Annotated in this window: 22 protein-coding genes; 15 read left to right on the top strand and 7 right to left on the bottom strand. The window is 70.8% G+C overall.

The window, feature by feature from the left end; translation table 11 throughout:
• Position 1: 1 nt before the first annotated feature.
• Positions 2-430 (top strand): VOC family protein, encoded by a 429-nt coding sequence (locus VHA72_RS01405; RefSeq protein WP_325572653.1) that lies wholly within the window; start codon positions 2-4, stop codon positions 428-430.
• Positions 431-433: 3 nt separating this feature from the next.
• Here the strand turns inward: VHA72_RS01405 and VHA72_RS01400 are convergent, their stop codons facing one another.
• Positions 434-2,098 (bottom strand): APC family permease, encoded by a 1,665-nt coding sequence (locus VHA72_RS01400; protein ID WP_325572652.1) that lies wholly within the window; start codon positions 2,096-2,098, stop codon positions 434-436.
• 80 nt (positions 2,099-2,178) lie between these two features.
• Between VHA72_RS01400 and VHA72_RS01395 the strand changes: the two genes are divergently transcribed.
• The 4 genes from VHA72_RS01395 (at position 2,179) to ilvC (ending at position 6,487) form a co-directional block, all read left to right on the top strand.
• Positions 2,179-2,847: a 4a-hydroxytetrahydrobiopterin dehydratase gene (locus VHA72_RS01395; protein WP_325572651.1), complete on the top strand. Its 669-nt coding sequence runs from the start codon at positions 2,179-2,181 to the stop codon at positions 2,845-2,847.
• A gap of 260 nt (positions 2,848-3,107) precedes the next feature.
• Positions 3,108-4,862, top strand: a complete 1,755-nt coding sequence (locus VHA72_RS01390) for an acetolactate synthase large subunit (RefSeq protein ID WP_414689736.1) — start codon at positions 3,108-3,110, stop codon at positions 4,860-4,862.
• Positions 4,859-5,407, top strand: coding sequence for an acetolactate synthase small subunit (ilvN, locus tag VHA72_RS01385; protein WP_325572649.1), 549 nt, complete (start codon positions 4,859-4,861; stop codon positions 5,405-5,407). The genes VHA72_RS01390 and ilvN overlap by 4 nt, the downstream gene beginning before the upstream one ends.
• 54 nt (positions 5,408-5,461) lie before the next feature.
• Positions 5,462-6,487 (top strand): ketol-acid reductoisomerase, encoded by a 1,026-nt coding sequence (gene ilvC, locus VHA72_RS01380; protein WP_325572648.1) that lies wholly within the window; start codon positions 5,462-5,464, stop codon positions 6,485-6,487.
• Positions 6,488-6,545: 58 nt separating this feature from the next.
• Here the strand turns inward: ilvC and VHA72_RS01375 are convergent, their stop codons facing one another.
• Positions 6,546-6,677, bottom strand: a complete 132-nt coding sequence (locus tag VHA72_RS01375; protein WP_325572647.1) for a hypothetical protein — start codon at positions 6,675-6,677, stop codon at positions 6,546-6,548.
• 273 nt (positions 6,678-6,950) lie between these two features.
• Between VHA72_RS01375 and VHA72_RS01370 the strand changes: the two genes are divergently transcribed.
• Positions 6,951-7,649 (top strand): DsbA family oxidoreductase, encoded by a 699-nt coding sequence (locus VHA72_RS01370; RefSeq protein WP_325572646.1) that lies wholly within the window; start codon positions 6,951-6,953, stop codon positions 7,647-7,649.
• A gap of 71 nt (positions 7,650-7,720) precedes the next feature.
• Here the strand turns inward: VHA72_RS01370 and VHA72_RS01365 are convergent, their stop codons facing one another.
• The 3 genes from VHA72_RS01365 to VHA72_RS01355 form a co-directional block, all read right to left on the bottom strand.
• Positions 7,721-8,620 (bottom strand): glycine betaine ABC transporter substrate-binding protein, encoded by a 900-nt coding sequence (locus VHA72_RS01365; RefSeq protein WP_325572645.1) that lies wholly within the window; start codon positions 8,618-8,620, stop codon positions 7,721-7,723.
• A gap of 104 nt (positions 8,621-8,724) precedes the next feature.
• Positions 8,725-9,636, bottom strand: coding sequence for an ABC transporter permease (locus tag VHA72_RS01360; RefSeq protein WP_325572644.1), 912 nt, complete (start codon positions 9,634-9,636; stop codon positions 8,725-8,727).
• Positions 9,629-10,855: a quaternary amine ABC transporter ATP-binding protein gene (locus VHA72_RS01355; RefSeq protein ID WP_325572643.1), complete on the bottom strand. Its 1,227-nt coding sequence runs from the start codon at positions 10,853-10,855 to the stop codon at positions 9,629-9,631. Before VHA72_RS01355 ends, VHA72_RS01360 begins: the two co-directional genes overlap by 8 nt.
• Positions 10,856-11,227: 372 nt before the next feature.
• Here VHA72_RS01355 and efeU point away from each other — a divergent pair, with 372 nt between their 5' ends.
• From efeU to efeB, 3 genes are read left to right on the top strand one after another with little or no spacing between them, the layout of a single operon-like run.
• On the top strand, positions 11,228-12,727 hold the full coding sequence (gene efeU / locus VHA72_RS01350; RefSeq protein WP_325572642.1) for an iron uptake transporter permease EfeU: 1,500 nt from the start codon (positions 11,228-11,230) through the stop codon (positions 12,725-12,727).
• Positions 12,708-13,946, top strand: a complete 1,239-nt coding sequence (gene efeO, locus VHA72_RS01345; RefSeq protein WP_325572641.1) for an iron uptake system protein EfeO — start codon at positions 12,708-12,710, stop codon at positions 13,944-13,946. Before efeU ends, efeO begins: the two co-directional genes overlap by 20 nt.
• The gene (efeB, locus tag VHA72_RS01340; RefSeq protein WP_325572640.1) at positions 13,946-15,217 is read left to right on the top strand and encodes an iron uptake transporter deferrochelatase/peroxidase subunit; all 1,272 of its coding nucleotides are present in this window, start codon (positions 13,946-13,948) and stop codon (positions 15,215-15,217) included. The genes efeO and efeB overlap by 1 nt, the downstream gene beginning before the upstream one ends.
• Before the next feature lie 21 nt (positions 15,218-15,238).
• Here the strand turns inward: efeB and VHA72_RS01335 are convergent, their stop codons facing one another.
• Positions 15,239-15,808 carry an O-methyltransferase gene (locus tag VHA72_RS01335; RefSeq protein WP_325572639.1) on the bottom strand — a complete coding sequence of 190 codons (570 nt, stop codon included), beginning with the start codon at positions 15,806-15,808 and terminating at the stop codon, positions 15,239-15,241.
• Positions 15,809-16,080: 272 nt separating this feature from the next.
• Here VHA72_RS01335 and VHA72_RS01330 point away from each other — a divergent pair, with 272 nt between their 5' ends.
• From VHA72_RS01330 to cimA, 5 genes are all read left to right on the top strand, one after another.
• Positions 16,081-16,206 (top strand): hypothetical protein, encoded by a 126-nt coding sequence (locus tag VHA72_RS01330; RefSeq protein WP_325572638.1) that lies wholly within the window; start codon positions 16,081-16,083, stop codon positions 16,204-16,206.
• 10 nt (positions 16,207-16,216) lie between these two features.
• Positions 16,217-17,266: a 3-isopropylmalate dehydrogenase gene (locus tag VHA72_RS01325; protein WP_325572637.1), complete on the top strand. Its 1,050-nt coding sequence runs from the start codon at positions 16,217-16,219 to the stop codon at positions 17,264-17,266.
• Between the two features lie 12 nt (positions 17,267-17,278).
• Positions 17,279-18,355: a branched-chain amino acid aminotransferase gene (locus VHA72_RS01320; RefSeq protein ID WP_325572636.1), complete on the top strand. Its 1,077-nt coding sequence runs from the start codon at positions 17,279-17,281 to the stop codon at positions 18,353-18,355.
• Positions 18,356-18,366: 11 nt separating this feature from the next.
• The gene (locus VHA72_RS01315) at positions 18,367-19,872 is read left to right on the top strand and encodes a serine/threonine-protein kinase (protein ID WP_325572635.1); all 1,506 of its coding nucleotides are present in this window, start codon (positions 18,367-18,369) and stop codon (positions 19,870-19,872) included.
• A 220-nt stretch (positions 19,873-20,092) separates the two neighbouring features.
• Positions 20,093-21,655, top strand: coding sequence for a citramalate synthase (cimA, locus tag VHA72_RS01310; RefSeq protein ID WP_325572670.1), 1,563 nt, complete (start codon positions 20,093-20,095; stop codon positions 21,653-21,655).
• Between the two features lies 1 nt (position 21,656).
• On the opposite strand, the gene VHA72_RS01305 is transcribed toward cimA, so the two are convergent.
• Positions 21,657-22,373 carry a M23 family metallopeptidase gene (locus VHA72_RS01305; RefSeq protein WP_325572634.1) on the bottom strand — a complete coding sequence of 239 codons (717 nt, stop codon included), beginning with the start codon at positions 22,371-22,373 and terminating at the stop codon, positions 21,657-21,659.
• 57 nt (positions 22,374-22,430) lie between these two features.
• Between VHA72_RS01305 and VHA72_RS01300 the strand changes: the two genes are divergently transcribed.
• Positions 22,431-23,018 carry a GNAT family N-acetyltransferase gene (locus VHA72_RS01300; protein ID WP_325572633.1) on the top strand — a complete coding sequence of 196 codons (588 nt, stop codon included), beginning with the start codon at positions 22,431-22,433 and terminating at the stop codon, positions 23,016-23,018.
• The last annotated feature ends 4 nt before the right edge of the window (positions 23,019-23,022 follow it).

Here is a 23,022-nt window from a genome sequence, read left to right as displayed (position 1 = left end):
CATGGACCAGCGGATCAGCTTCGTGACGCTCGCCGTGGCCGACGTGGCCCTCAGCGAGCAGTTCTACTGCGGTGGCCTGGGCTGGACCCCGCAGATGTACGTCGAGGGCGAGGTGCTGATGATCCGGGTCGGCGCCCATGTCGTGCTGAGCCTGTGGGATCGGGCCGCGTTCGAGGCCGAGGTCGGGCCGATCGCCGGCGGGGCCGCCGGGGCGTCCGGCGTGCCGCCGGTGACGCTGGCGCACAACGTCCGCACCCGTGAGGAGGTCGACGCCATCCTGCGGCGCGCCCGCGAGCTGGGTGCTGGCCCGGTCACCGCGGGCCAGGAGCGGGAGTGGGGCGGCTATACGGGCTACTTCGCCGACCCGGACGGCTACCGATGGGAGATCGCCTACAACCCCGGGGAGATCGGCGACCTCGTGCTGCCGTAGGGCTCAGCCGCCTGCGAACACCTCGTCGTCGTCCTCGGTGTCGCGCTCCGCCTTCGTGACGTGCCCGTGGATCTTCTCCGCCGGCAGCGCCTGGCGCACCGCCAGGTAGTAGATCGCCACCGAGAAGACCGCGACCAGCGCGATCGCCGGCCAGAACGCCACCCAGCCCCGGCCGCCGGTGAAGTCGCCGACGTAGGAGAGCACCGCCAGCCCGGCCAGCCAGGGGACGACCCAGGTGGCGCCCGCGGCCAGCTCCCGAGGCGGGGTGTCCTTGCCGAACGTCTCGTGGACGGCGTACAGGACGATGCCGAGCACGATGGCGAGGAACAGCTTCCAGTTCGTCGTCCAGCCGGTCCAGTAGACGATCAGGTTGCTGGAGACGAAGCCCAGGATCGGCAGCAGGTCGCCGCTCGGGACCCGGAACGGCCGCTCCCGCTCCGGCAGCCGCCGCCGCAGCGCGCCGAGGACCAGCGGGCCCGACCCGAAGGACAGCACGGTGGCCGAGGTGATGAAGCCGACGAGCTGCTGCCAGCTCGGGAACGGCAGGAAGGCGATCAGCCCGACCACGAAGGCAACCGCCAGGCTGACCCAGGGCGCGCCGCGACCGGTCGTGCGGGCCAGCGCCGCCGGCGCGTTGCCGTTGCGACCCATCGCATAGGACATCCGCGCCGCCGTCGTGGTGTAGATCAGACCGGTGTCGCCCGGCGAGACGACGGCGTCGATGTAGAGCAGGACGGCCAGCCAGCCGAGCCCGATGGTGCTGGCGATCGAGGCCAGCGGGCCGGCGGAGTTGGTCAGGGTGTCGGCGACGTTGTCCCAGCCGTGCGCGGCGAGCCGGCCGGGGTCGACGGCCACCAGGAAGGCGAGCTGCAACAGCACGTAGAGCACCGCGGTCACGAGCAGGGAGCCGATCACCGCCAGCGGGATGTCCCGCTTCGGGCGGGAGCCTTCCCCGGCCAGTTCGATGGCCTGCCGGAAGCCGAGATAGGAGAAGACGATCCCGGAGGTGGCCACCGCGCTGAAGACGCCCTGTGCCCCGTGGGCGAAGAAGCCGTGGTCGCTCAGGTTGGCGCCGTGGAAGGTGGTGAGCAGGAAGGCGACGACCACCAGGGTGATCATCGCCAGCTTCCACACCACCAGGATGTTGTTGACCCGGGCGAACCACGCGATCCCGATGTAGTTGATCACCACGAACAGCGCCATCAGCACGACCGCGGCGACGAAGCCCCACCCGGTCAGGGTGTGCACTTGGGCGCCGTTGACCGTCTTGGTGCGGGTGAAGTCGGCGTAGCGGGTCGCATACTGGAGCGCGCCCTCGACCTCGATCGGCGCGGTCGTGGCAGCGGCGACCCAGGTCGTCCAGCCGCCGACGAAGCTGGCGAACGAGCCGAAGGCCAGATGCGGAAAGCGCACCACGCCGCCGGCGATGGGGAACATCGAGCCGAGCTCGGCGTAGACCAGGCCGATGAACGCGATCATCACCCCGCCGATGGCCCACGACAGGATCGCGGAGGGGCCGGTGGCCGAGGCGGCCTGCATCGCACCGAACAGCCAGCCCGAGCCGATGATCGAGCCGACGCTGGCGAAGAGCAGGCCCACGATGCCCAGCCGGCGGGTGAGTCGGTGGCCCGGCCCGCTGGCGGATGACGATGAGGCTGTGGTGGACATGCCACCCGGGGTACCCCACGGCGCCGACCGGATGCCTCCGGGGCCTCGTCAGGGCCGGCCGCCCGTGGCATCGTGGAGTCATGGCTACAGCCGGACAGGACCGGGAGAAGCTCTCCGTCGTCGAGATCGGCGATGGGCTGCCCGAGGACTTCCGCCACCTGGCCAACCACGTGGCGGCGCGCTACCGCACCCGGGACTTCGTCTCGGCGCAGGCGCTCGCCGCCGCCATCGGCGAGGCCGCGGAGGAGGACAACCACCATCCCGACCTGCTCGTCGGCTGGGGATACGTCGAGGCGCGGCTGGCCAGCCACGACGTCGGCGGCGTCACCCGTCGCGACCTGCGGCTGGCCCACCGGATCAGCGCGCTGGCCCGCGATGCCGGCGCCCATCCCGAGCCCGGCGCCCTGCAGCAGGTCGAGTGGGGTCTGGACACCTGGGCCGATGCGGAGGTGCTGCCGTTCTGGCGCGCGATCCTCGGGTACGACGAGTCCGTGCGCGAGCACGAGGCGGTCGACTCCACCGGCCGCGGGCCGACGGTGTGGTTCCAAGACACCGACGAGCACGAGACCCCGCGGCAGCGCTGGCACCCCGACATCTGGGTGCCGGTCGACCAGGCGGAGACCCGGATCGCCGCCGCGCTGGCCGCGGGCGGGTCGCTGGTGGACGACAGCGAGGCGCCGTCGTTCTGGGTGCTCGCCGACCCGCAGGGCAATCGCGCCTGCATTTGCACCGTGCAGGATCGCGGCTGAGTCGCCGTGACGCGGCTGCGTCGAGCCACATCGTGGGACCGCCGTCTCAGATCCCGGGACGAGTGCCAGACTGTGATGACGCGAGCCGCGGCGAGCGGCTACCGTGAGGGCATGCTGCAGAGCATTCTTGTACGCACGCGACGCGCCCACTGAGCAGATCAGTAGACGCGTCTCCCTCCGCTGCCCTCGGGCCGGAGGGTTTTTTGTTGCACGAGGACGCCCGCAGCACCCAGCAAGAAGCAGAGGATGAGGAACGAGCGATGACGGATCAGACCATCACCGGCGCGCAGAGCCTGGTGAGATCGCTGGAGGCGGCAGGGGTCGAGCACATCTTCGGCATCCCGGGCGGGGCGATCCTGCCGGCGTACGACCCGCTCATGGACTCCAAGATCCGGCACATCCTGGTCCGGCACGAGCAGGGCGCGGGCCATGCCGCCGAGGGGTACGCCTCCGCCACCGGCCGGGTGGGCGTGTGCATGGCGACCTCGGGTCCGGGCGCGACCAACCTGGTCACGCCGCTGGCCGACGCGTACATGGACTCGGTCCCGATGGTGGCGGTGACCGGCCAGGTCGCCGAGTCGCTGATCGGCACCGACGCCTTCCAGGAGGCGGACATCCGCGGCATCACCATGCCGATCACCAAGCACAGCTTCCTGGTCACCGACGCGGCGGAGATCCCGCAGCGCGTCGCCGAGGCGTTCCACATCGCCTCGACCGGCCGCCCCGGCCCGGTCCTGGTCGACGTCGCGAAGTCGGCGCTGACCGCCGGCACCACCTTCGCCTGGCCGAGCGAGCTGCAGCTGCCCGGCTACCGCCCGGTGACCAAGCCGCACGCCAAGCAGATCCGCGAGGCGGCCAAGCTCATCCTCGCCGCCCGCAAGCCGGTCCTGTACGTCGGCGGCGGCACCATCCGCTCCGGCGCCCACCGCGAGCTGTTCAAGCTGGCGACCATGACCGGCATCCCGGTGGTGACCACCCTGATGGCGCGCGGGGCGTTCCCCGACAGCCACCCGCAGCACCTGGGCATGCCCGGCATGCACGGCACCGTGGCCGCGGTGGCGGCGCTGCAGAAGAGCGACCTGATCATCAGCCTCGGCGCCCGCTTCGACGACCGAGTGACCGGCCGGCTCGACTCCTTCGCGCCGCACGCGCTGGTCATCCATGCCGACATCGACCCGGCCGAGATCGGCAAGAACCGCCGTGCCGACGTCCCGATCGTGGGCGACGTCAAGGAGGTCGTGCTCGACCTGACCGCCGTGCTCGAGCAGGAGTACGCCGCCGGCCGGCAGGGCGACTACGAGTCCTGGGTCGCCTTCGTGTCGGGCGTGAAGAAGAACTACCCGCTGGGCTACGACACCCCGGCCGAGGGGCTCGCGCCGCAGTACGTCATCGAGCGGCTGGGCAAGATCGCCGGCCCCGAGGCGGTCTACGTCGCCGGCGTCGGCCAGCACCAGATGTGGGCGGCCCAGTTCGTGGGCTACGAGAACCCGAACACCTGGCTCAACTCCGGTGGCGCCGGCACCATGGGCTACTCGGTGCCCGCGGCGATGGGCGCCAAGGTCGGCCGACCGGACACCACGGTGTGGTCCATCGACGGTGACGGGTGTTTCCAGATGACCAACCAGGAGCTGGCCACCTGCGCGATCGAGAACATTCCGATCAAGGTCGCGGTGATCAACAACGAGAACCTCGGCATGGTGCGCCAGTGGCAGACGCTGCTCTACAACGAGCGCTACTCCAACACCAACCTGCAGCGCCACGCCGGCCCGACCCGCATCCCGGACTTCACCAAGCTCGCCGAGGCCTACGGCTGCGTCGGGCTCTCCTGCGACAGCGCCGAGGACGTGGACGCGACGATCGAGAAGGCGATGGAGATCAACGACGTCCCGGTGGTCGTGGATTTCCGCGTCCACAAGGACGCGATGGTGTGGCCGATGATCCACGGCGGCGCCAGCAACGACGAGATCCAGTACGCGCGCGACCTGGCGCCCAAGTTCGACGAGGACGACCTGTGACCGACTCCACCACCCACACCCTCAGCGTCCTGGTCGAGAACAAGCCGGGCGTGCTGGCCCGGATCGCCGGGCTGTTCAGCCGCCGCGGCTTCAACATCGACAGCCTCGCCGTCGGCCCGACCGAGCACGCCGAGATCTCCCGGATGACCATCGTGGTCAACGTCGAGGAGACCCCGCTCGAGCAGGTCACCAAGCAGCTCAACAAGCTCGTCGAGGTGATCAAGATCGTCGAGCTCGAGCCCGACGCCTCGGTGCAGCGCGAGCTGCTGCTGGTCAAGGTCAGCGCCACCGCCGAGACCCGTGGTCAGGTGCTCGACGTGGTCCAGCTGTTCGGCGCCAAGACGATCGACGTCGCCCCCGAGGCGGTCACGATCCAGGCGATCGGCAACAGCGGCAAGCTGGCCGACCTCCTGCGCGTGCTCGAGCCGTTCGGCGTGCGCGAGCTGGTCCAGTCCGGCATGGTCGCCATCGGCCGCGGCTCCCGCTCCATCTCCGAGCGCACCCTGCGCCCGGTCGCGACCCCGGCGCCGCCGGCCGCCGGCTGAGCGCCGTACTCCAGAATTCACCAAGAGAAGAACACAGCAGAAGGAGAAGCCCCCGTGGCTGAGATCTACTACGACGACGACGCCGACCTGAGCCTCATCCAGGCCAAGAAGGTGGCGGTCATCGGTTACGGCAGCCAGGGCCACGCCCACGCGCTGAACCTGCGTGACTCCGGTGTGGACGTCCGCATCGGCCTGCAGCCGGGCTCGAAGAGCACCCCGAAGGCCCAGGACGAGGGCTTCACCGTCCTCTCGCCGGCCGAGGCCGCCGCCGAAGCCGACGTCGTCGTCATCCTCGCGCCCGACCAGCACCAGCGCGGCCTGTTCAACAACGAGCTGGCTCCGCACGTGACCGCGGGCAAGACCCTGGTCTTCGGCCACGGCTTCAACATCCGCTTCGGCTACATCACCCCGCCGGAGGGCGTGGACGTGATCATGGTGGCCCCGAAGGCGCCGGGCCACACCGTCCGCCGCGAGTACGTCGCCGGCCGCGGCATTCCGGACATCATCGCCGTCGAGCAGGACGCTTCGGGCCAGGCCTGGGAGCTGGCCAAGTCCTACGCCAAGGGCATCGGCGGCACCCGAGCCGGCGTCATCAAGACCACCTTCACCGAGGAGACCGAGACCGACCTGTTCGGTGAGCAGGCCGTCCTGTGCGGCGGCGTGAGCCACCTCGTCCAGGCCGGTTTCGAGACCCTCACCGAGGCCGGCTACCAGCCCGAGATCGCCTACTTCGAGGTGCTCCACGAGCTCAAGCTCATCGTCGACCTGATGTGGGAGGGCGGCATCGCCAAGCAGCGCTGGTCGGTCTCCGACACCGCCGAGTACGGCGACTACGTCTCCGGCCCGCGGGTGGTGACCCCCGAGGTGAAGGCGTCGATGAAGGCGATCCTCGACGACATCCAGTCCGGGGCCTTCGCCAAGCGCTTCATCGCCGACCAGGACAACGGCGCCAAGGAGTTCCTCGAGCTGCGCGAGAAGGAGGCCCAGCACCCCATCGAGGCCACCGGCAAGGTGCTGCGGGCGCACTTCGCCTGGAAGCAGCAGGACGCCGACTACACCGACGGCAGCGCTGCCCGCTGACCGCAGCGGACGTCTGACCGGGGTGCCGCCAACGGCGGCACCCCGGTCGTCATTTCGGCTATAGCGCGGACCTGACCGCCTGCAGCACCAGCCGCCAGATCTCGGCGAGGTCGCTCGGGTCGTCGGGATCGGGATGCTCGGCCTCCTGCAGCTGCGCCAGCGCCGCCGGCCGACCGTGCCGGGCGGCCACCACGCGCGCGGACCAGGATGTCGCTGGCCACCCGGTGCAGGGTCTCCTCGGGATCGACCCGGCTCGGTACGGCGAGGGTCAGCCAGCCTGCCTCGAGGGCCTGCTCGAGCCGGCGCTGGGCGCGAGAGAGTCGTCTCCGCCCGGTGCGGATGGTCCGATTGGTGCGCGACACCCGGTGCTCCTCGATCGACGGCACGGGGGACGGCAGGCCCCACGATCCCATACTTGTATGGGATCGTGGAATGGAATGCCGATCCCCGTCGTTGTCCCGGCGTGCGTATCGAGATCTGGTCCGACGTCGTCTGTCCGTGGTGCTACATCGGCAAGCGCAGGCTGGAGACGGCGCTTGCCCGGTTCCCGCACCGTGACGAGGTCGAGATCGTGTGGCGCTCCTACCAGCTCGACCCGGCCGCGCCCACGGAGCCGACCGAGACCGCGAGCGAGATGCTCGCGCGCAAGTACCGGATGACGCCGGCGCAGGCCGCCGAGGCGCAGGGTCGGGTCAGCGCTCTCGCCGCCGAGGAGGGCATGCGCTGGCGACACGAGGACTCCCCGCACGCCAATACCCTCGACGCCCATCGGCTGCTGCACCTGGCTGCCGAGGAGGGCCGGCAGGGCGAGCTCAAGGAGGCGCTGCTGGACGCCTATTTCGGCCAGGCCCGCAACGTGGCCGACCACGCCGTGCTGCGTGAGGTCGCGACCGGGGTCGGCCTCGACGCTGCCCGGGTCGACGAGGTGCTGGCCGGCCGCGAGTTCGAGGCGGAGGTCGAGGCGGACGTCGACCAGGCCGCGGCGTACGGCGCCAGCGGCGTCCCCTTCTACGTCGTGGACCGGAAGTACGGCGTCTCCGGCGCCCAGCCGGTCGAGGTCTTCAGCCAGGTGCTGGAGAAGGCCTGGTCGGATGCCCACCCCGTCCTGGAGACCGTGGGCGGCGGCGAGGACGCGTGCGGTCCGGACGGCTGCGCGATCTGAGCACACCCCGAACACGGGAGCCGGCGCCATCCCTGCGTGAGGGGTGGCGCCGGCTCGCTCGTGGGGCCGGGTCAGGCCAGTGACTTCTCGAAGTCCGGGTTGGCCGCGAGCCAGGTCGCGACGCCCTTGTCGGGGTTCTCCTTGTTCTCGACCAGGACGTCCTGCTCCAGCGAGCCGAGCTGGTCGTCGCTCATGTGGAACTTCTTCACCATCGCGTCGACCTCGGGGAAGTCGGTCGCGAAGCTGCCGGTGCCGATGGCGTGGATGCCGTCGGGCTTGCCCATCGCACCCTTGGGGTCCGTCAGGTCGTGGATGGGGTAGGCGGTGTAGGCCCAGTGCGGCCGCCACAGGTCGACGACGATCGGCTTCTTGGCCTTGGTTGCCTTCTCCAGGGCGGAGAGCATGCCGGACGTCGAGGACGTCTGCAGCTTCCAGTCGGAGAGGCCGTAGGCCTTCATCATCTTCTTGACCACGCCGGTCTCGCCGGCGCCCGGCTCGATGCCGGTGATGGTGCTGTCGAACTCGCTGGCGTGACTCTTCAGGTCGGCCAGCGACTTCACGTCGGTGACGTAGTTCGGCACCGCGATGGTCAGCGGCGCGCTGTCGTACCAGGTGGCGACGTCGGTCAGCTGCGCGCCGTACTGCTTCCAGTACGTCGCGTGCGTGGCGGGGAGCCAGCCGTCGAAGAACAGGTCGATATCGCCCTTCGACAGGCCGATGTAGGTGGGCCCGGCGTCGCCGACCTGCTGGATCTTGACGTCGTAGCCCCGGTCCTGGAGGACCTTCCGCCACAGGTGCGTGACCGCGACGTCCTCGTCCCAGTTGATGTAGCCGATGGTGATCTGCTTGCCGCCGCTGCTGGACTGTCCGCTGTCACCGGCGGTCTCGCTGTCGCCGCTGTCGCAGCCGGTGGCGGCGAGCAGCAGGGCAGCGGCCGCCAGCACGGCGGACGCCATCTTCAGGCGCTTCATCCTCACTCCTTCTCGTTTCATCTCTTGGTCGATCCGTTCCCGAGTGCGTGGGGGCAGGGGAGGGCGCGCCCCGGGAGCGGCTGCTCCGGGGCGTCGCCGTGGGGTCAGGCGGTCGCGGCCGCCAGCCGGGAGCGGCGGACCAGCCGGCGTATCCGGGCCAGGCCGGACTCGGTCTGGCCGCCGAGGCCGGCCGTGACCCGGTCGAGGTAGATGGCCAGGATCACCACCGACACGCCGGCCTCGGCGCCCAGCGGGATGTCGAGCGTCGACAACGCCTGGACCACCGAGCCGCCGAGCCCCTCCGCGCCGACCATGCCGCCGATGACGACCATGGACAGGGCCAGCATGATCACCTGGTTGACGCCGGCCATGATCGTCGGCATCGCGAGCGGGATCTGGACTCCGCGCAGGATCCGACCCGGCGTGGCGCCGAAGGCGTGTCCCGCCTCCACCGTCTCCGCGTCGACCTGCCGGATGCCCAGCTCGGTCAGCCTGACGCCTGGCGGCATGGCGAAGACGATGGTGGCCAGCGTCGCGGTGGCGTAGCCCAGGCCGAAGAGGAACAGCGTGGGCAGCAGGTAGACGAACGCCGGCAGCGTCTGCATGAAGTCCAGCGCGGGCCGGATCACCAGGGACGCGATCCGCGACTTCGCCGCCAGGATCCCCAGCGGCACCGAGAGGAGGACGGCGATCAGCCCGGCCACCACGATCAGCGCCAGGGTCTGCATCGCGTTCGACCACTGGTCGAAGCCGTCGATCAGCAGGAAGCCGACGGCGGCGAGCACGGCGGTCTGCCAGCCGCGGGCGAGCAGCGCGATCAGCGTCAGCACGACGACCACGGCGATGATCGGCAGGCTCAGCAGCTCGCCGGCCAGCCAGTCCACCGTCGAGTTGATCGCATGCGAGATCGCGTCGAAGAAGCCCGAGCAGTGGTCCTGCAGCCAGGTGACGACGTCGTCGACGGCGTTGCCGAGGCGGATCCGGGGCACCAGGTTCAGCGGAGTGAGTTCAGACATGCGCCGCCTCCTCGGTGAGCTCGGTGACAGCGGCGGGATCGGCCGTCCCGGCCTGCTCGCTCATCGCGGACAGCAGCGTCACCCGGGGGATCACTCCGATCAGCCGGTCCTGGTCGTCGAGCACGGGCAGCGGCAGTTGCGTCACGGCGGCCGGGCCGAACAGCTCCGCCACCGGCGTCTGTGCCCGCACCGTGGTGCCGGCGGTGCGCAGCAGGCCGTCGAGGCGGGCCCGGTCGAGGCCGGCGCTGATGTCCTCCTCGGTCACGTAGCCGAGCAGTCGGCGGTCGCGGCCCACGACGTACAGGCCCTTCTGCTGCTGTTCGCGCATCAGCCGGTGCGCGGCCCGCGGGCCCTGCTCGCCGCCGAGGACGGCGACCGGCTTCTCCATGATCGAGGACGCGGTCAGCACGCGCGTCCGGTCGACGTCGGCGACGAACTGGGCGACGTAGTCGTTCGCTGGATCGGTGAGGATCTCCTCGGCCGTGCCGATCTGGACGATCTGGCCGTTGCGCATCATCGCGATCCGGTCGCCGAGCCGCATCGCCTCGTTGAGGTCGTGGGTGATGAACAGGATCGTCTTGCCGAGCTGGTGCTGGAGCTCGATGAGCTGGTCCTGCATGTCGCGCCGGATCAGTGGGTCCAGGGCGCTGAACGCCTCGTCCATGAGCAGGATGTCGGTGTCGGCCGCGAGGGCACGGGCGAGTCCGACGCGCTGGCGCATGCCGCCGGAGAGCTCGTCGGGTCGGTGGTAGTCCCAGCCCTTGAGCCCGCACAGCTCCAGTGCGTCGTGAGCTCTGGTCCGGCGCTCGGCCTTGCTCACCCCACGGGTCTCGAGGCCATAGGCGGCGTTGTCGAGGACGGTGCGGTGCGGGAAGAGCGCGAAGTGCTGGAAGACCATGCTGATCCGCTCGCGCCGGATCCGGCGCAGGTCGCGCCTGGACGCCGTGGTGAGGTTCTCGCCGTACACCTCGACGGCGCCGGCGGTGGGCTCGTAGAGCCCGTTCATCATCCGGATCAGGGTCGACTTGCCCGATCCGGAGAGGCCCATCACGACGAAGATCTCGCCCTCCTCGACGGCGAACGACGCATCGATCACCGCCGGGGTGAGGCCGGCCCGAGCGACCGTCTCCCTGCTCTGGCCGGCTTGGAGGAGGGTCACGCCCTCGCGTGGTCTGCGGCCGAAGATCTTGTAGAGATGGTGCGCTTGGATTGCCGGCACGCGGCCCCCTCGGTCGTCCATTGGTTTACGCCGTTGTGACGCTTCGGTCAGGAAAAAAGCCGTTCCAACCCACCACAGGCAGGTGGTTTGCGCAAACCGGAACGGGATACCGGAGTTGGCCCGAAACCGCCCTGACCTGGGAAAACGCGCTAACGCCGCCTCATCCGCCGCCCAGGATTCACAGCCTGAGCCCAGTGAACGCATGCCTGGCGCACAGAGAGGCGGGGGCCGAATTAGGGAACGACTTCCGCAACTAATTCCGGCCCCGGTCTAGTCGGTAAGCCTTACCTAAGGTAGTCTCCCCTAAGACCGAGACCGCCGGGGCCGACCGCCCCTCGACCCGAATCGCAGAAGCCCGTGCTGCCTACCTTCGTGATCGGCCTCCGAGAGGGCCTGGAAGCGGCGCTGATCGTCTCGATCATCGCCACCTTCCTGCGTCGCAACGGCGCCAGCCTGCGCGGGCTGTGGATCGGTGTCGGCGCCGGCGTGGGGATCAGCCTCGCCGTCGGCGTCGTGCTCCGGCTGGTCGAGCAGAGCCTCCCGCAGGCCAAGCAGGAGGGCATGGAGACGGTCATCGGCCTGGTCGCGGTCTTCTTCGTGACCGGCATGGTCTTCTGGATGCGCACGCATGCGCGGTTCATGAAGCGCGACCTGGAGTCCGCCGCCGCCGACGCGCTCAAGAGCGGCACCACCACCGCGCTGGCGGTGATGGCGTTCCTGGCGGTGCTGCGCGAGGGCTTCGAGACGGCGGTGTTCCTGCTCGCCACGTTCCAGAGCGCCAGCAGCGCGCCGGCCGCGGTCTTCGGCGCGTTCGCCGGCATCGTGGTCGCGATCGGCCTCGGCTGGGGCATCTACCGCGGTGGCGTGCGGCTCAACCTGCAGCGCTTCTTCTCCATCACCGGCTTCTTCCTGATCCTGGTCGCCGCCGGCCTGGTGCTCAACGCGTTCCGCACCGGCCACGAGGCCGGCTGGGTGACCGTCGGCCAGGGCCGCACCGTCGACCTGTCCTGGCTGGCCCCGAACGGCTCGATCCGCTCCGCCCTGATCAGTGGCGTGTTGGGCATCCCGCGCGATCCGCGCGTCATCGAGGCCGTGGCCTGGCTGGCCTACCTCGTCCCGCTGCTGCTGGTCACGTTCCTGCCGGCGCGGCTACGTCCGGGTCAGACGCTCGCGCAGCGCCTGCGGGTCGCCGGTGCCGTGGCCGCGCTGGTGGGCGGCGTGGTGCTGCTCGTCGCCGTACCCTCCCCGACGGCGACGGTTGCTGCCTCGGCGCCGGTCGAGGGCGGCGGCACCGCCACCATCGCCGTGCACGGGCACACCGCCACCCTGACCGAGGGCGGCCGACGCGTCACCCTCACCGGCGGCGGCGAGCACTGGAGTGCCGCGCACGCCGCGGGCAGACTGCCGGCGTCGCTGAGCCTGACCGACCTGCTCGGCTACACCGGAAACCGCATCCCGGTCGGCATCGACGTCCACACGGCAACCGGGCCGTTCCAGGCGACCTGGTCCGACCGCACGGCCGTCACCGCCACGACGTACGGCGCCGGCCTGGTCGACGCCCAGGCGGGCGGCAAGCTGGTGCTCACCCTCAGCGGCGGCGGGCTGACGTCGCCGCGGGTGCTCAGTGTCGGCGCCCCGACGTGGCGGGTGGATCCGGCCCATGCCGCCGCGAGCCGGGCCGACATCGCCCAGGCCCGGGCGACCGCCCACGACCGGTTGATGTGGAGCCGCTGGGTCCCGGTCGCACTGTTCGCCACCGCACTTCTCCTGCTCGGGCAGGCCTACCGACGCTACTCACGCCGTGCATCGCTCCCGGTGCAGCAGGCTCCCGAAACGAAAGGCAGCACCGCCCATGTCGACAGCCTCGCGTAAGGTCGCCGTCGCCCTCGTCTCCGCCGTCTCGCTGGCCACCCTGGCAGCCTGCGGCAGCGGCAGCGACGACAACAGCACCAAGGCGGCCGGTGGCGACACCAGCGCCGCCGCCAAGGGCGGCGTGACCCAGGTCAAGGTCACCCTCACCTCGGGCGCGAACGGCGACACCTGCGGAGTCGACACCAAGTCGGTACCCGCCGGACCGATCACGTTCACCATCGCCAACCAGAGCGCGACCGGCGTCAGCGAGGTCGAGTTGCTGCAGGACCAGAAGATCGTCGGCGAGAAGGAGAACCTCGCCCCCGGCCTGGCGCCGGTCTCCCTGACCCTGACCCTGGGCGGCGGCGACTACCAGATCTACTGCCCGGGCGCGAGCGACGAGATGGTGCCGTTCACCGTCACCGGCAAGGCTGCGGCGAGCCCGACCGGCACTGCCGCCGACCTGCTGCAGCAGGGCACGGTCGGCTACGGCAAGTACGTGACAACGCAGGTCGACGCGATGGTCACCGCCGTCCAGAAGCTGCAGCAGGACATCGACTCCGGCGATCTCCAGGCCGCGCAGAAGCAGTACGGCGTGGCGCGGCCGTTCTACGAGAAGATCGAGTCCGACGTCGAGGGCTTCGTGCTGCCCGGCTACAAGCCGACCGACAACCACGGCAACCTCGACTACCTGATCGACATGCGCGCCTCGAACCTCGACCCGGCGGTGGGCTGGCACGGCTTCCACGCCGTCGAGCGCGACCTGTTCCAGGGTCAGAAGATCACCGCCAAGACCAAGAAGCTGGCCGCCGAGCTGACCACGAACGTGCAGAAGCTCGCTCAGCTGTCCACCTCGCTGACCTACAAGCCCGAGGACCTCGCCAACGGCGCCGCGGGCCTGCTCGAGGAGGTCCAGAAGAACAAGATCAGCGGCGAGGAGGAGAACTACAGTCACATCGACCTGGTCGACTTCGCCGCCAACGTCGAGGGCGCCCAGCAGGCGTTCGCCTACCTCAAGCCGGGTCTGACCGAGATCGACTCCGCGATGACCGACACCATCGCGCAGCGCTTCGACGCGGTGAACAAGATGCTCGACGGCTACCGCGACCCGGCACAGATCGGCGGCTACCAGCGCTACACCGCCGCGCTCAAGGCCTCGGACGCCAACAAGCTGAGCCAGACCGTGCAGGCGCTGCAGGACGCCCTGGCCCACCTCGCGGAGAAGGTCGCCACCGCCTGATGAGCACCAGCAGTACGACGGCCTTCTCGCGCCGGCGCCTGATCCAGGGCGCCGGCGTCGGCGCGGGCGCGGCCGTGGCGGTGGGGGCCGGCTTCCTGGGGGGCCGGGCCAGCGCGGACGAGTCCGGAGCGCCGGCCACCGACACCGGGGACCTCGTCGACCTCACCGTCGCGCACGAGTTCTACACCGGCAGCCACCAGGCCGGCATCGCCACCGAGCCGCAGCGGCACGTGGTCTACATGACCTTCGACCTGACCACCACCAGCAAGCAGGACCTGCAGGTGCTGCTGGCCCGCTGGTCGGCCGGGATCGCCCAGCTGATGGCGGGGCTGCCGGTCGGCGCGGTGCAGCCGAAGGGCGACGCCGCGGTGGCCGCGGACACGGGGGAGGCCTACAACCTGAGCCCGTCCGCGCTGACCGTCACGCTCGGCCTGGGCCCGGGCGTCTTCGACGACCGGTTCGGGCTGGCGGACAAGAAGCCGGCGCTGCTCGCCGACCTGCCGAAGCTGCCCAGCGACGCGCTGCAGCCGGCACTGACCGGCGGCGACCTGTCGCTGCAGGCGTGCGCCGACGACCCGCAGGTCGCCTACCACGCGATCCGCGACCTGGCCCGGATGGGCCGGGGCGTCGTCGACACCCGCTGGACGGTGCTCGGCTTCGGCCGGGCCTCGGCCGGCAAGGGCCAGGCGACCCCGCGCAACCTGCTCGGCTTCAAGGACGGCACCCGCAACATCAAGGAGCCCGAGGACATGGACTCCTTCGTCTGGGTCAAGGACTCCGCCGGGGACGTCGACTGGATGACCGGCGGCACCTACCAGGTAGCCCGCAAGATCGAGATGAACATCGAGATCTGGGACGCCGACCGGGTCTCGGACCAGGAGCGCATCTTCGCCCGCACCAAGGCCGAGGGCGCGCCGCTGACCGGCACCAAGGAGTTCGACACTCCCGACTTCCACCGCACCTCCGGTGGCAAGCCGGTCATCGACCCGAAGTCGCACGTGGCCCTGGCCGCGCACGAGAACAACAACGGCGTACGGATCCTGCGGCGCAGCTACAACTACACCGACGGGATCAACCAGTACGGCCAGCTCGACGCGGGTCTGCTGTTCATCGCCTACATGAACGACCCGGCGCACTTCATCCAGCTGCAGACCAAACTGGGCAGCTCGGACCTGCTCAACGAGTACATCTCGCACATCGGATCGGCGATCTTCGCCGTGCCGCCGGCGCCGGCCAAGGGGCACTACATCGGCGAGGCGCTGTTCTCCTGACTGCCGTGATCGCGTCGGTGCTCAGCGCTTGGTGGCGATGAGCACCGACGCGTCGGTGGCGACCATCACCTCGACGGTGGTGAACCGCTCGTCGGTCAGCCACTGCTCGCGCAGCGTGTCCACCCGGCCGTAGGCCAGCGGCGGCCACTGCTCGCAGGGCACGAAGTCGTCGAGCACGACGATGCCGCCCTCCTCGATCAGCTCGACGATGTTGTCCACGCCGATGTCGCCGGGCATCTCGGCGTCCAGGAACAACAGGGAGAACGGAGCGCGGTCGCGCAGCGTCGCCCAATCCACGGCCAGCACCTCGACCTGGGCGTCGTCGGCGAAGATCTCCGCGGCCGCGTGGGCGAGGTCGGCGTCCAGCTCGGCGCTGACGATCCGCGCCGAGGTGCCGCGTACGCCGGAGCGCAGCCACGCGGTGCCGACGCCGCACCCGGTGCCGAACTCGGCCATGGTTCCGCCGCGGGTGGCGGCCAGCGCCGCCAGCAGCCGGCCGGTCTCGTTGCGGCAGAACGACACGTAGCCCGCGCGACGGGAGACGTCGAAGGCACGGGTGACGATGTCGGGCAGCTCTGGCGGTGCGCTCACAAGATCAAGAGTCTCCCATCACCTGCCGGCGTTGACACCGGCGACATCCTGGGCGAAACGCTTCCGCGCGCCCGCCTGTCGTCGTACCCTCTTCCCATCATGCGTAACGCCCTGGCCATTACCCAGCTCGTCGTAGCACTCGTAGCCGAGTGCCGCGACGGGGCTTCCAGCGTTCGCTGATCGAGAGGCCACCCCGTCGCGGTGGCCCTCCGCTCCCAGCGGTTCCCCGGCTTCTCACCTCATCTGCTGGATCGAGAAGAAGGAATGCCGTCATGTACGCGAACCATCCCGAGTGGGGGCCCGCGAGCCACAACCCGGAGAACCCGCACAGCCTCGAGGCGACCCAGGTCGCGCTCGACATCCGGGCGGAGCACGGCGAGCGGCCGGACGACAACTAGTCTCTGGCCCATGACCAGCCTCAAGCTCGCAGTGATCCCCGGCGACGGCATCGGACCGGAGGTGACCGCGGAGGCCCTCAAGGTGCTCCAGGCGGCCTCCCCGGTGACGTTCGAGCAGACCCCCTACGACCTGGGCGCGGAGCGTTACCTGCGCACCGGCGAGGTGCTGCCCGAGTCGGTGCTCGCCGAGATCCGGCAGCACGACGCGATCCTGCTCGGCGCGGTCGGCGGCAAGCCGAACGACCCGAACCTGCCCCCGGGCATCCTCGAGCGCGGTCTGCTGCTCAAGCTCCGCTTCGAGCTCGACCACTACGTCAACCTGCGTCCCAGCCGACTCTTCCCGGGCGCGACGTCCCCGCTGTCGGAGGCGGTGCTCGGCCAGGGCGACATCGACTTCGTCGTGGTGCGCGAGGGGACCGAGGGCTCCTACACCGGCAACGGTGGCGCCCTGCGCGTCGGCACGCCGCACGAGATCGCCACCGAGGTCTCGGTCAACACCGCCTTCGGAGCCGAGCGGGTCATCCGCTACGCCTTCGCCAAGGCGCAGGCCCGGCCGCGCAAGAAGCTCACCCTGGTCCACAAGACCAACGTCTTGGTCAACGCCGGCTCGGTGTGGTGGCGTCTGGTGCAGGAGGTCGCCCGGGAGTTCCCCGACGTCACGGTCGACTACTCCCACATCGACGCGGTGATGATCTACCTGACCACCGACCCGAGCCGCTTCGACGTGATCGTCACCGACAACCTGTTCGGCGACATCATCACCGACCTCGCCGCCGCGATCACCGGCGGCATCGGCCTGGCCGCCTCCGGCAACGTGAACCCGGACAAGACCACGCCGTCCATGTTCGAGCCGGTGCACGGCTCGGCGCCCGACATCGCCGGCCAGCAGAAGGCCGACCCCACCGCGGCGATCCTGTCCGCGTCCCTCCTTCTCGACCACCTCGGGTACGCCGAGGCCGCCGCCGCGATCGACACCGCTGTCCTCAAGGATCTGTCGACCCGCGGCACGCAGCCGCGCACCACGGCCGAGGTGGGGGACGCCGTCGCCGCCCTCATCTGAGAGACTCACCACATGGAGTTCAGCACCACCCTCTCGACGAACCAGGTCAACGACGAGCGTCTCGCCGAGATCCTGGCCGACCCCGGCTTCGGCACGTACTTCACCGACCACATGGTCACCGTGGAGTGGACCCCCGACACCGGCTGGCACAACGCCCGGATCGAGCCCTACGGCCCGATCTCGCTCGACCCGGCGACGGCGGTGCTGCACTACGCGCAGGAGACCTTCGAGGGGATGAAGGCATACCGGCACGCGGACGGCTCGGTCTGGACCTTCCGCCCCGAGGCGAACGCCGCCCGGATGGCGCGGTCCTCCAAGCGGCTGGCCTTCCCGGAGCTGTCGGTCGAGGACTTCGTGGCGGCCGTCGACGCACTGGTGAAGGTCGACCAGCGCTGGGTTCCGGCGTCGGCGGAGGGTGAGGAGAAGTCGCTCTACCTGCGGCCGTTCATGTTCGCCTCGGAGACGTTCCTCGGGGTGCGCTCGGCGCACCACGTGACGTTCATGGTGATCGCCTCGCCGGCCGGTGCCTACTTCAAGGGCGGGGTGAAGCCGGTCCGGCTGTGGCTCTCGGAGCACTACACCCGCGCCGGCCGCGGCGGCATGGGCGCGGCCAAGACCGGCGGCAACTACGCCGCCTCGCTGGCCGCCCAGGACGAGGCCTACGCCCAGGGCTGTGACCAGGTGGTCTTCCTCGACGCCTCGGAGGGCAAGTACATCGAGGAGCTCGGCGGCATGAACATCTTCTTCGTGTACGCCGACGGCCGCCTGGTGACCCCGGAGACCGGCACGATCCTGGAGGGCATCACCCGCGCCTCGATCCTCGAGCTGGCCGCCAAGCAGGGCCTCAAGGTCGAGGAGCGCCGGGTCGCGATCGACGAGTGGCGCGCGGGCGTGGCGTCCGGTGAGATCAGCGAGGTCTTCGCCTGCGGCACCGCCGCGGTCGTGACCCCGGTGGGCGAGCTGGTCTGGGAGGGCGGCTCGGTCAAGACCGAGGCCGGTCCGGTCACCACCGGGCTGCGCAAGACGCTCGTCGACATCCAGTTCGGCCGCGCCGAAGACACGTTCGGCTGGATGCACCGGATCGTCTGAGCCGGGCTGACGTGAGCGCTGCCGCGTCTCGGACCGTCGGCGACTACACCCTCCTCGGCGTCCTGGGGGAGGGCGGCATGGGCGTGGTCCACCTCGCTCGCAACGAGGTCACCGGCGACCGGGTCGCGCTGAAGATCCTGCGACCGCAGATCGTCGGCGACGAGGAGGGCCGGCGTCGGCTGGCCCGCGAGGTCTCGTCGCTGCGCCGGGTGCACAGCCGCTGGGTGGCCGAGATCGTCGACGCCGACCCGTGGGGGCCGGTGCCGTACGTGGTGATGCGCTACGTGCCCGGCCGCTCACTGCACGACGAGGTGGCCGAGGAGGGCCCGGTGCGGGGGCGAGACCTGCACTGGCTGGCCCGATGTCTGCTCGACGCGGTGGCCGCGGTCCACGAGGGCGGCGTGCTGCATCGCGACGTCAAGCCGTCCAACGTGATCATGGAGGGCCGCACGCCGGTGCTGATCGACTTCGGGCTGGCCCGGGTCGCCGACGACCCTCGGATCACCCACACCGGCTGGCTGCTCGGCACCCCGGGCTATCTCCCGCCGGAGATCCTGCGGGGCGACGACGCCACGCCCGCCTCCGACGTCCATTCCTGGGCCGCCACCGTGGCCTTCGCCGCCACCGGCCGGCCGCCGTACGGCAAGGGCCCCTCGGCGGCGATCATGGACCGCGCCCGCCGCGGCGAGCACGACCTTGCCGGCATCGAGCCGGATCTGCGTCGGGTCCTCGACGCCGCGCTTTCCCCGGACCCGGCGCTGCGGCCCACGGTGACCGAGCTCCGGGCCTGGCTGCGTCATCCGGGCCGCCCGCTCCCGGGGCGTACGGCGGAGCGCCCGCCGCCTCGTCCGGACGTGCCGGAGGCCGCGGGGGCGCCCCGGACGCTCACCATCCTCGAGTCCGAGGACGCCACGCTTCAGGAGCCCGAGGGTCTCGACGAGGTGCCGGCGGGCAGCACTGCCGGAGAGCGGGCGCGGCGGTTCGTGCTCGCGGCCGGCCTGGCGACGCTGGTCGGGGTCGGCTTCGCGGCGTTCCCGTGGTCGACCGGCGCCGTCGTCCTGGTGCTGGTCGCGCTGCTGCGCGGGCTCTCGCTGGCCGGTTCGGTGCACGGCGAGCGCCGCGAGCTGCGCGGGGCGCGCTGGTACGACGGCCCTCGGCTGGTGGTCGGCACGCCCTGGCACCTGGTCAGGTCGCTGCCGAGCACCGTCGTGCTGGTGCTGTGGGCCGGCGGTCTCGCGGTCGCGGCCGGGCTGCTGTGCTACGCGGTCGCCGCCGGCACGACGGTGACCCTGCTCGCCTGCGGCCTCACCTTCGCGGTGATGCTGGCCTGCGGCCCGGGCGGGAGCCGGGTGCGCGGTCCGGTCGGCGCGCTGCTGCGGCCGGCGGCGCGCACCGGCAGGCGGTGGTGCGTCGCCCTGCTCGTGCTCGCCGGCATCGCGGCGTACCTCGGCGTGCGGCTGCACGGGGGTGTCTACTGGACCCCGGCGGGCGGTCCACCGCTGAGCGGGCTGGGTTGAGCGGGCCGGGTTGAGCGGGCCGGGTTGAGCTGGCCCCCGTCGAGAACCGCCCGGATGATGAGAGACGTCTGACGCGGAGCCGGGCGTCGTGGCAGGATGAGCCCGTGACGATCTCCCTGATCATCATTCGCTAGCGCGCTGAGCACCTCAGCGCGCCGACCTCTCGTATCCCGAGAGGTTTTTTTGTTGCCCGATCCCGACCACGAGACGAGTGAAGAAGATGGACCTGCAGGGCGCGTTCCACGTCTACGACACCACCCTGCGCGACGGCGCGCAGCAGGAGGGGCTCAACCTCTCGGTGGGGGACAAGCTGGCGATCGCGCGCCAGCTCGACGGCCTCGGCGTGGGGTTCATCGAGGGCGGCTGGCCGGGCGCCAACCCGAAGGACACCGAGTTCTTCGCCCGTGCCGCCAAGGAGCTCGACCTCAAGCACGCCCGGCTGGCGGCGTTCGGCTCCACCCGGCGCGCCGGCGGCAAGGCGGCCGACGACCCGTTGGTCGCCGCGCTGCGCGAGTCCGGCGCCGGCGTGGTGACGCTGGTAGCCAAGAGCCACGACCGGCATGTCGACCTCGCGTTGCGGACCACGCTCGAGGAGAACCTTGCGATGATCCGCGACACGGTCGCACACCTGCGCGCCGAGGGGCAGCAGGTCTTCGTCGACGCCGAGCACTTCTTCGACGGCTACCGCGCCAACCGCGACTACGCCCTGGAGGTGCTACGCACGGCGTACGACGCGGGCGCCGAGGTGGTCGCGCTGTGTGACACCAACGGCGGCATGCTGCCGGGCTGGATCGCCGACGTGGTGCACGACGTGGTCGACACCACCGGCGTACGGGTGGGCATCCACTGCCACAACGACACCGGCTGCGCGGTGGCCAACACGCTGGCCGCGGTCGAGGCCGGCGCCAGCCACGTGCAGGGCTGCATCAACGGGTACGGCGAGCGCACCGGCAACGCCGACCTTGTCGCCGTGGTCGCCAACCTGCAGCTCAAGGTCGGCCGCCAGGTGCTGCCCGACGGCCTGCTGCAGGAGGCCACCCGCACCGCGCACGCGGTCGCCGAGGTGACCAATGTGCCGCCGGCGTCACGACAGCCCTACGTCGGCTCCAGTGCGTTCACCCACAAGGCCGGCCTGCACGCCTCGGCGATCAAGGTCGACCCCGACCTCTACCAGCACATGGACCCCGTCGACGTCGGCAACGACATGCGGCTGCTGGTCTCCGACATGGCGGGCCGGGCCAGCATCGAGCTCAAGGGCAAGGAACTGGGCTACGACCTCTCCGACCGCGAGCTGGTCACCCGAGTCACCGACCGGGTCAAGGAGCGCGAGGCCGCTGGCTACACCTTCGAGGCCGCCGACGCCTCCTTCGAGCTGCTGCTGCTCGAGGAGGTGGAGGGTGCCCGGCCGTCGTACTTCGACGTGGAGTCGTGGCGAGTGATCAGCGAGGGCACCGGTCAGACCGAGGCGACCGTCAAGATCCACGCCGAGGGCACCCGCTATGTCGTCACCGGCGAGGGCAACGGCCCGGTCAACGCGCTCGACCAGGCCTTGCGCGCCGCGATCGTGCAGGCCTACCCGGTGGTGGAGCGCTTCGAGCTGATCGACTACAAGGTCCGGCTCTTCGACGACGGCCACGGCACCGACGCCAAGACCCGGGTGCTCATCGAGACCAGCGACGGGGAGACCACGTGGGTCACGGTCGGCGTCGGCGAGAACGTCATCGAGGCATCCTGGGAGGCGCTTGCCGACGGGCTCACGTTCGGGCTGTGGCGGCACCGCTGATTCACGCCCGGCTCAGCCGCAGCCAGCGCGCCGGGTCGACGGCCGTCCGATAGGCGCCGCCGGGCGGCCTCACCTCGAAGTGCAGGTGACAGCCGTCGGGCGCGCCCGAGTCGGAGGCCAGCGCGATTCGCTGACCGACCGCCACCCGGTCGCCGGGGTGGACGAAGACGGTGCGGGCATGGCCGATCAGCACGTCGTGTGGACCGCCGGGACCCTCGATCCGGATCCGGAACGGGTGGACGCCGTAGGCCGGGCCGGGCGTGCCGGGTGCGTCGGGCGGGAGCACCGTCCCGGCCAGCCCCGCCCGCAGCACCGTGCCGCAGGGCATCGCGACGTCGATGCCGTGGTGGAAGCCCTCGGTGCCGGGGCAGGCGGGGTCGTGGTCGTACCAGGGTGAGGCGTTGCAGCCGAACCCGATCATGATCCGGTGCGTGCCCGCGAACCACGGCGAGGAGTACCAGTGCCCGTCGGCGGTGTAGAACCGCCAGCGCGGGTCGGGGTGCGCCTCGCGGTGCTGCGACGAGGGCGTCGCGGCGGGTGTGGTGGGTGTGGTCGAGGGCGAGGCGATCGGGGTCGACGGCACCGGCGCGGGTTCGGCTGCGGTCGTCCGAGTGCCGGGTGCGCCGGGCGAAGTCCGGGTGCTCGACGGCGTCGTCCCGCAGCCGGCCAGCAGTACGGCGGCGACGGCGGCGACGGCGGCGTACCGGATCGGCCTCACCCGTCCGAGCCTACGGATGAGCCGACGATGAGCCTGCGGATGGCTAGGGTCTGGGCCATGGAGAGCAGCGGTGTGCGCGCCCTTGCGCCGACCTACCCGATCGAGACCGAGCGGTTGGTGCTGCGCCCGATCGACCCCATCACCGACGTCGACGCGATCCATGCCTATCGATCGCTGCCCGAGGTCTGCCGCTACGTGCCGTTCGAACCGCAGTCGCGGCAGGAGGTCGCCGAGCGGCTCGCGGATCCGGAGCACGTCCGGTCGTCGATCGATGCCCCCGGCCAGGCGCTCGATCTGGCCATCGTGCTGCGTGAGACGGGGGCTGTGGTCGGCGACGTCCTCCTCATGTGGCGCGACGAGACCAACGCCGAGATCGGCTACGTAGTCCATCCCGACCACGTCGGCCGGGGCATCGCCACCGAGGCCGCCGCCCCGATGCTGCGGTTCGCCTTCGATCCCGTCCACGGGCTCGGGCTCCACCGGGTCACCGCACGCATCGACCAGCGCAACCCGGCCTCGGCCGCCGTCCTGCGCAAGCTCGGGATGCGCCAGGAGGCGGTGCTGGTCGAGAACGAGTGGTTCAAGGGCGAGTGGTCCACCGAGGTCGACTTCGCGATCCTCGATCGCGAGTGGGCCGCGGACTAACGTC

This window comes from Nocardioides sp. (assembly GCF_035547795.1).
Lineage (GTDB): Bacteria > Actinomycetota > Actinomycetes > Propionibacteriales > Nocardioidaceae > Nocardioides.
Note: the sequence above shows the minus strand (reverse complement) of the source record. Positions and strands in the feature narration are given on the sequence as shown.

What these genes read in the sequence shown, in the direction of transcription:
- VHA72_RS01405 (WP_325572653.1), top strand. Translation starts at nt 2, where the DNA reads ATGGACCAGCGGATCAGCTTCGTGACGCTCGCCGTGGCCGACGTGGCC.
- VHA72_RS01400 (WP_325572652.1), bottom strand. Translation starts at nt 2,098, where the DNA reads ATGTCCACCACAGCCTCATCGTCATCCGCCAGCGGGCCGGGCCACCGA.
- VHA72_RS01395 (WP_325572651.1), top strand. Translation starts at nt 2,179, where the DNA reads ATGGCTACAGCCGGACAGGACCGGGAGAAGCTCTCCGTCGTCGAGATC.
- VHA72_RS01390 (WP_414689736.1), top strand. Translation starts at nt 3,108, where the DNA reads ATGACGGATCAGACCATCACCGGCGCGCAGAGCCTGGTGAGATCGCTG.
- VHA72_RS01365 (WP_325572645.1), bottom strand. Translation starts at nt 8,620, where the DNA reads ATGAAGCGCCTGAAGATGGCGTCCGCCGTGCTGGCGGCCGCTGCCCTG.
- VHA72_RS01360 (WP_325572644.1), bottom strand. Translation starts at nt 9,636, where the DNA reads ATGTCTGAACTCACTCCGCTGAACCTGGTGCCCCGGATCCGCCTCGGC.
- efeO (WP_325572641.1), top strand. Translation starts at nt 12,708, where the DNA reads ATGTCGACAGCCTCGCGTAAGGTCGCCGTCGCCCTCGTCTCCGCCGTC.
- efeB (WP_325572640.1), top strand. Translation starts at nt 13,946, where the DNA reads ATGAGCACCAGCAGTACGACGGCCTTCTCGCGCCGGCGCCTGATCCAG.
- VHA72_RS01330 (WP_325572638.1), top strand. Translation starts at nt 16,081, where the DNA reads ATGTACGCGAACCATCCCGAGTGGGGGCCCGCGAGCCACAACCCGGAG.
- VHA72_RS01325 (WP_325572637.1), top strand. Translation starts at nt 16,217, where the DNA reads ATGACCAGCCTCAAGCTCGCAGTGATCCCCGGCGACGGCATCGGACCG.
- VHA72_RS01320 (WP_325572636.1), top strand. Translation starts at nt 17,279, where the DNA reads ATGGAGTTCAGCACCACCCTCTCGACGAACCAGGTCAACGACGAGCGT.
- cimA (WP_325572670.1), top strand. Translation starts at nt 20,093, where the DNA reads ATGGACCTGCAGGGCGCGTTCCACGTCTACGACACCACCCTGCGCGAC.
- VHA72_RS01300 (WP_325572633.1), top strand. Translation starts at nt 22,431, where the DNA reads ATGGAGAGCAGCGGTGTGCGCGCCCTTGCGCCGACCTACCCGATCGAG.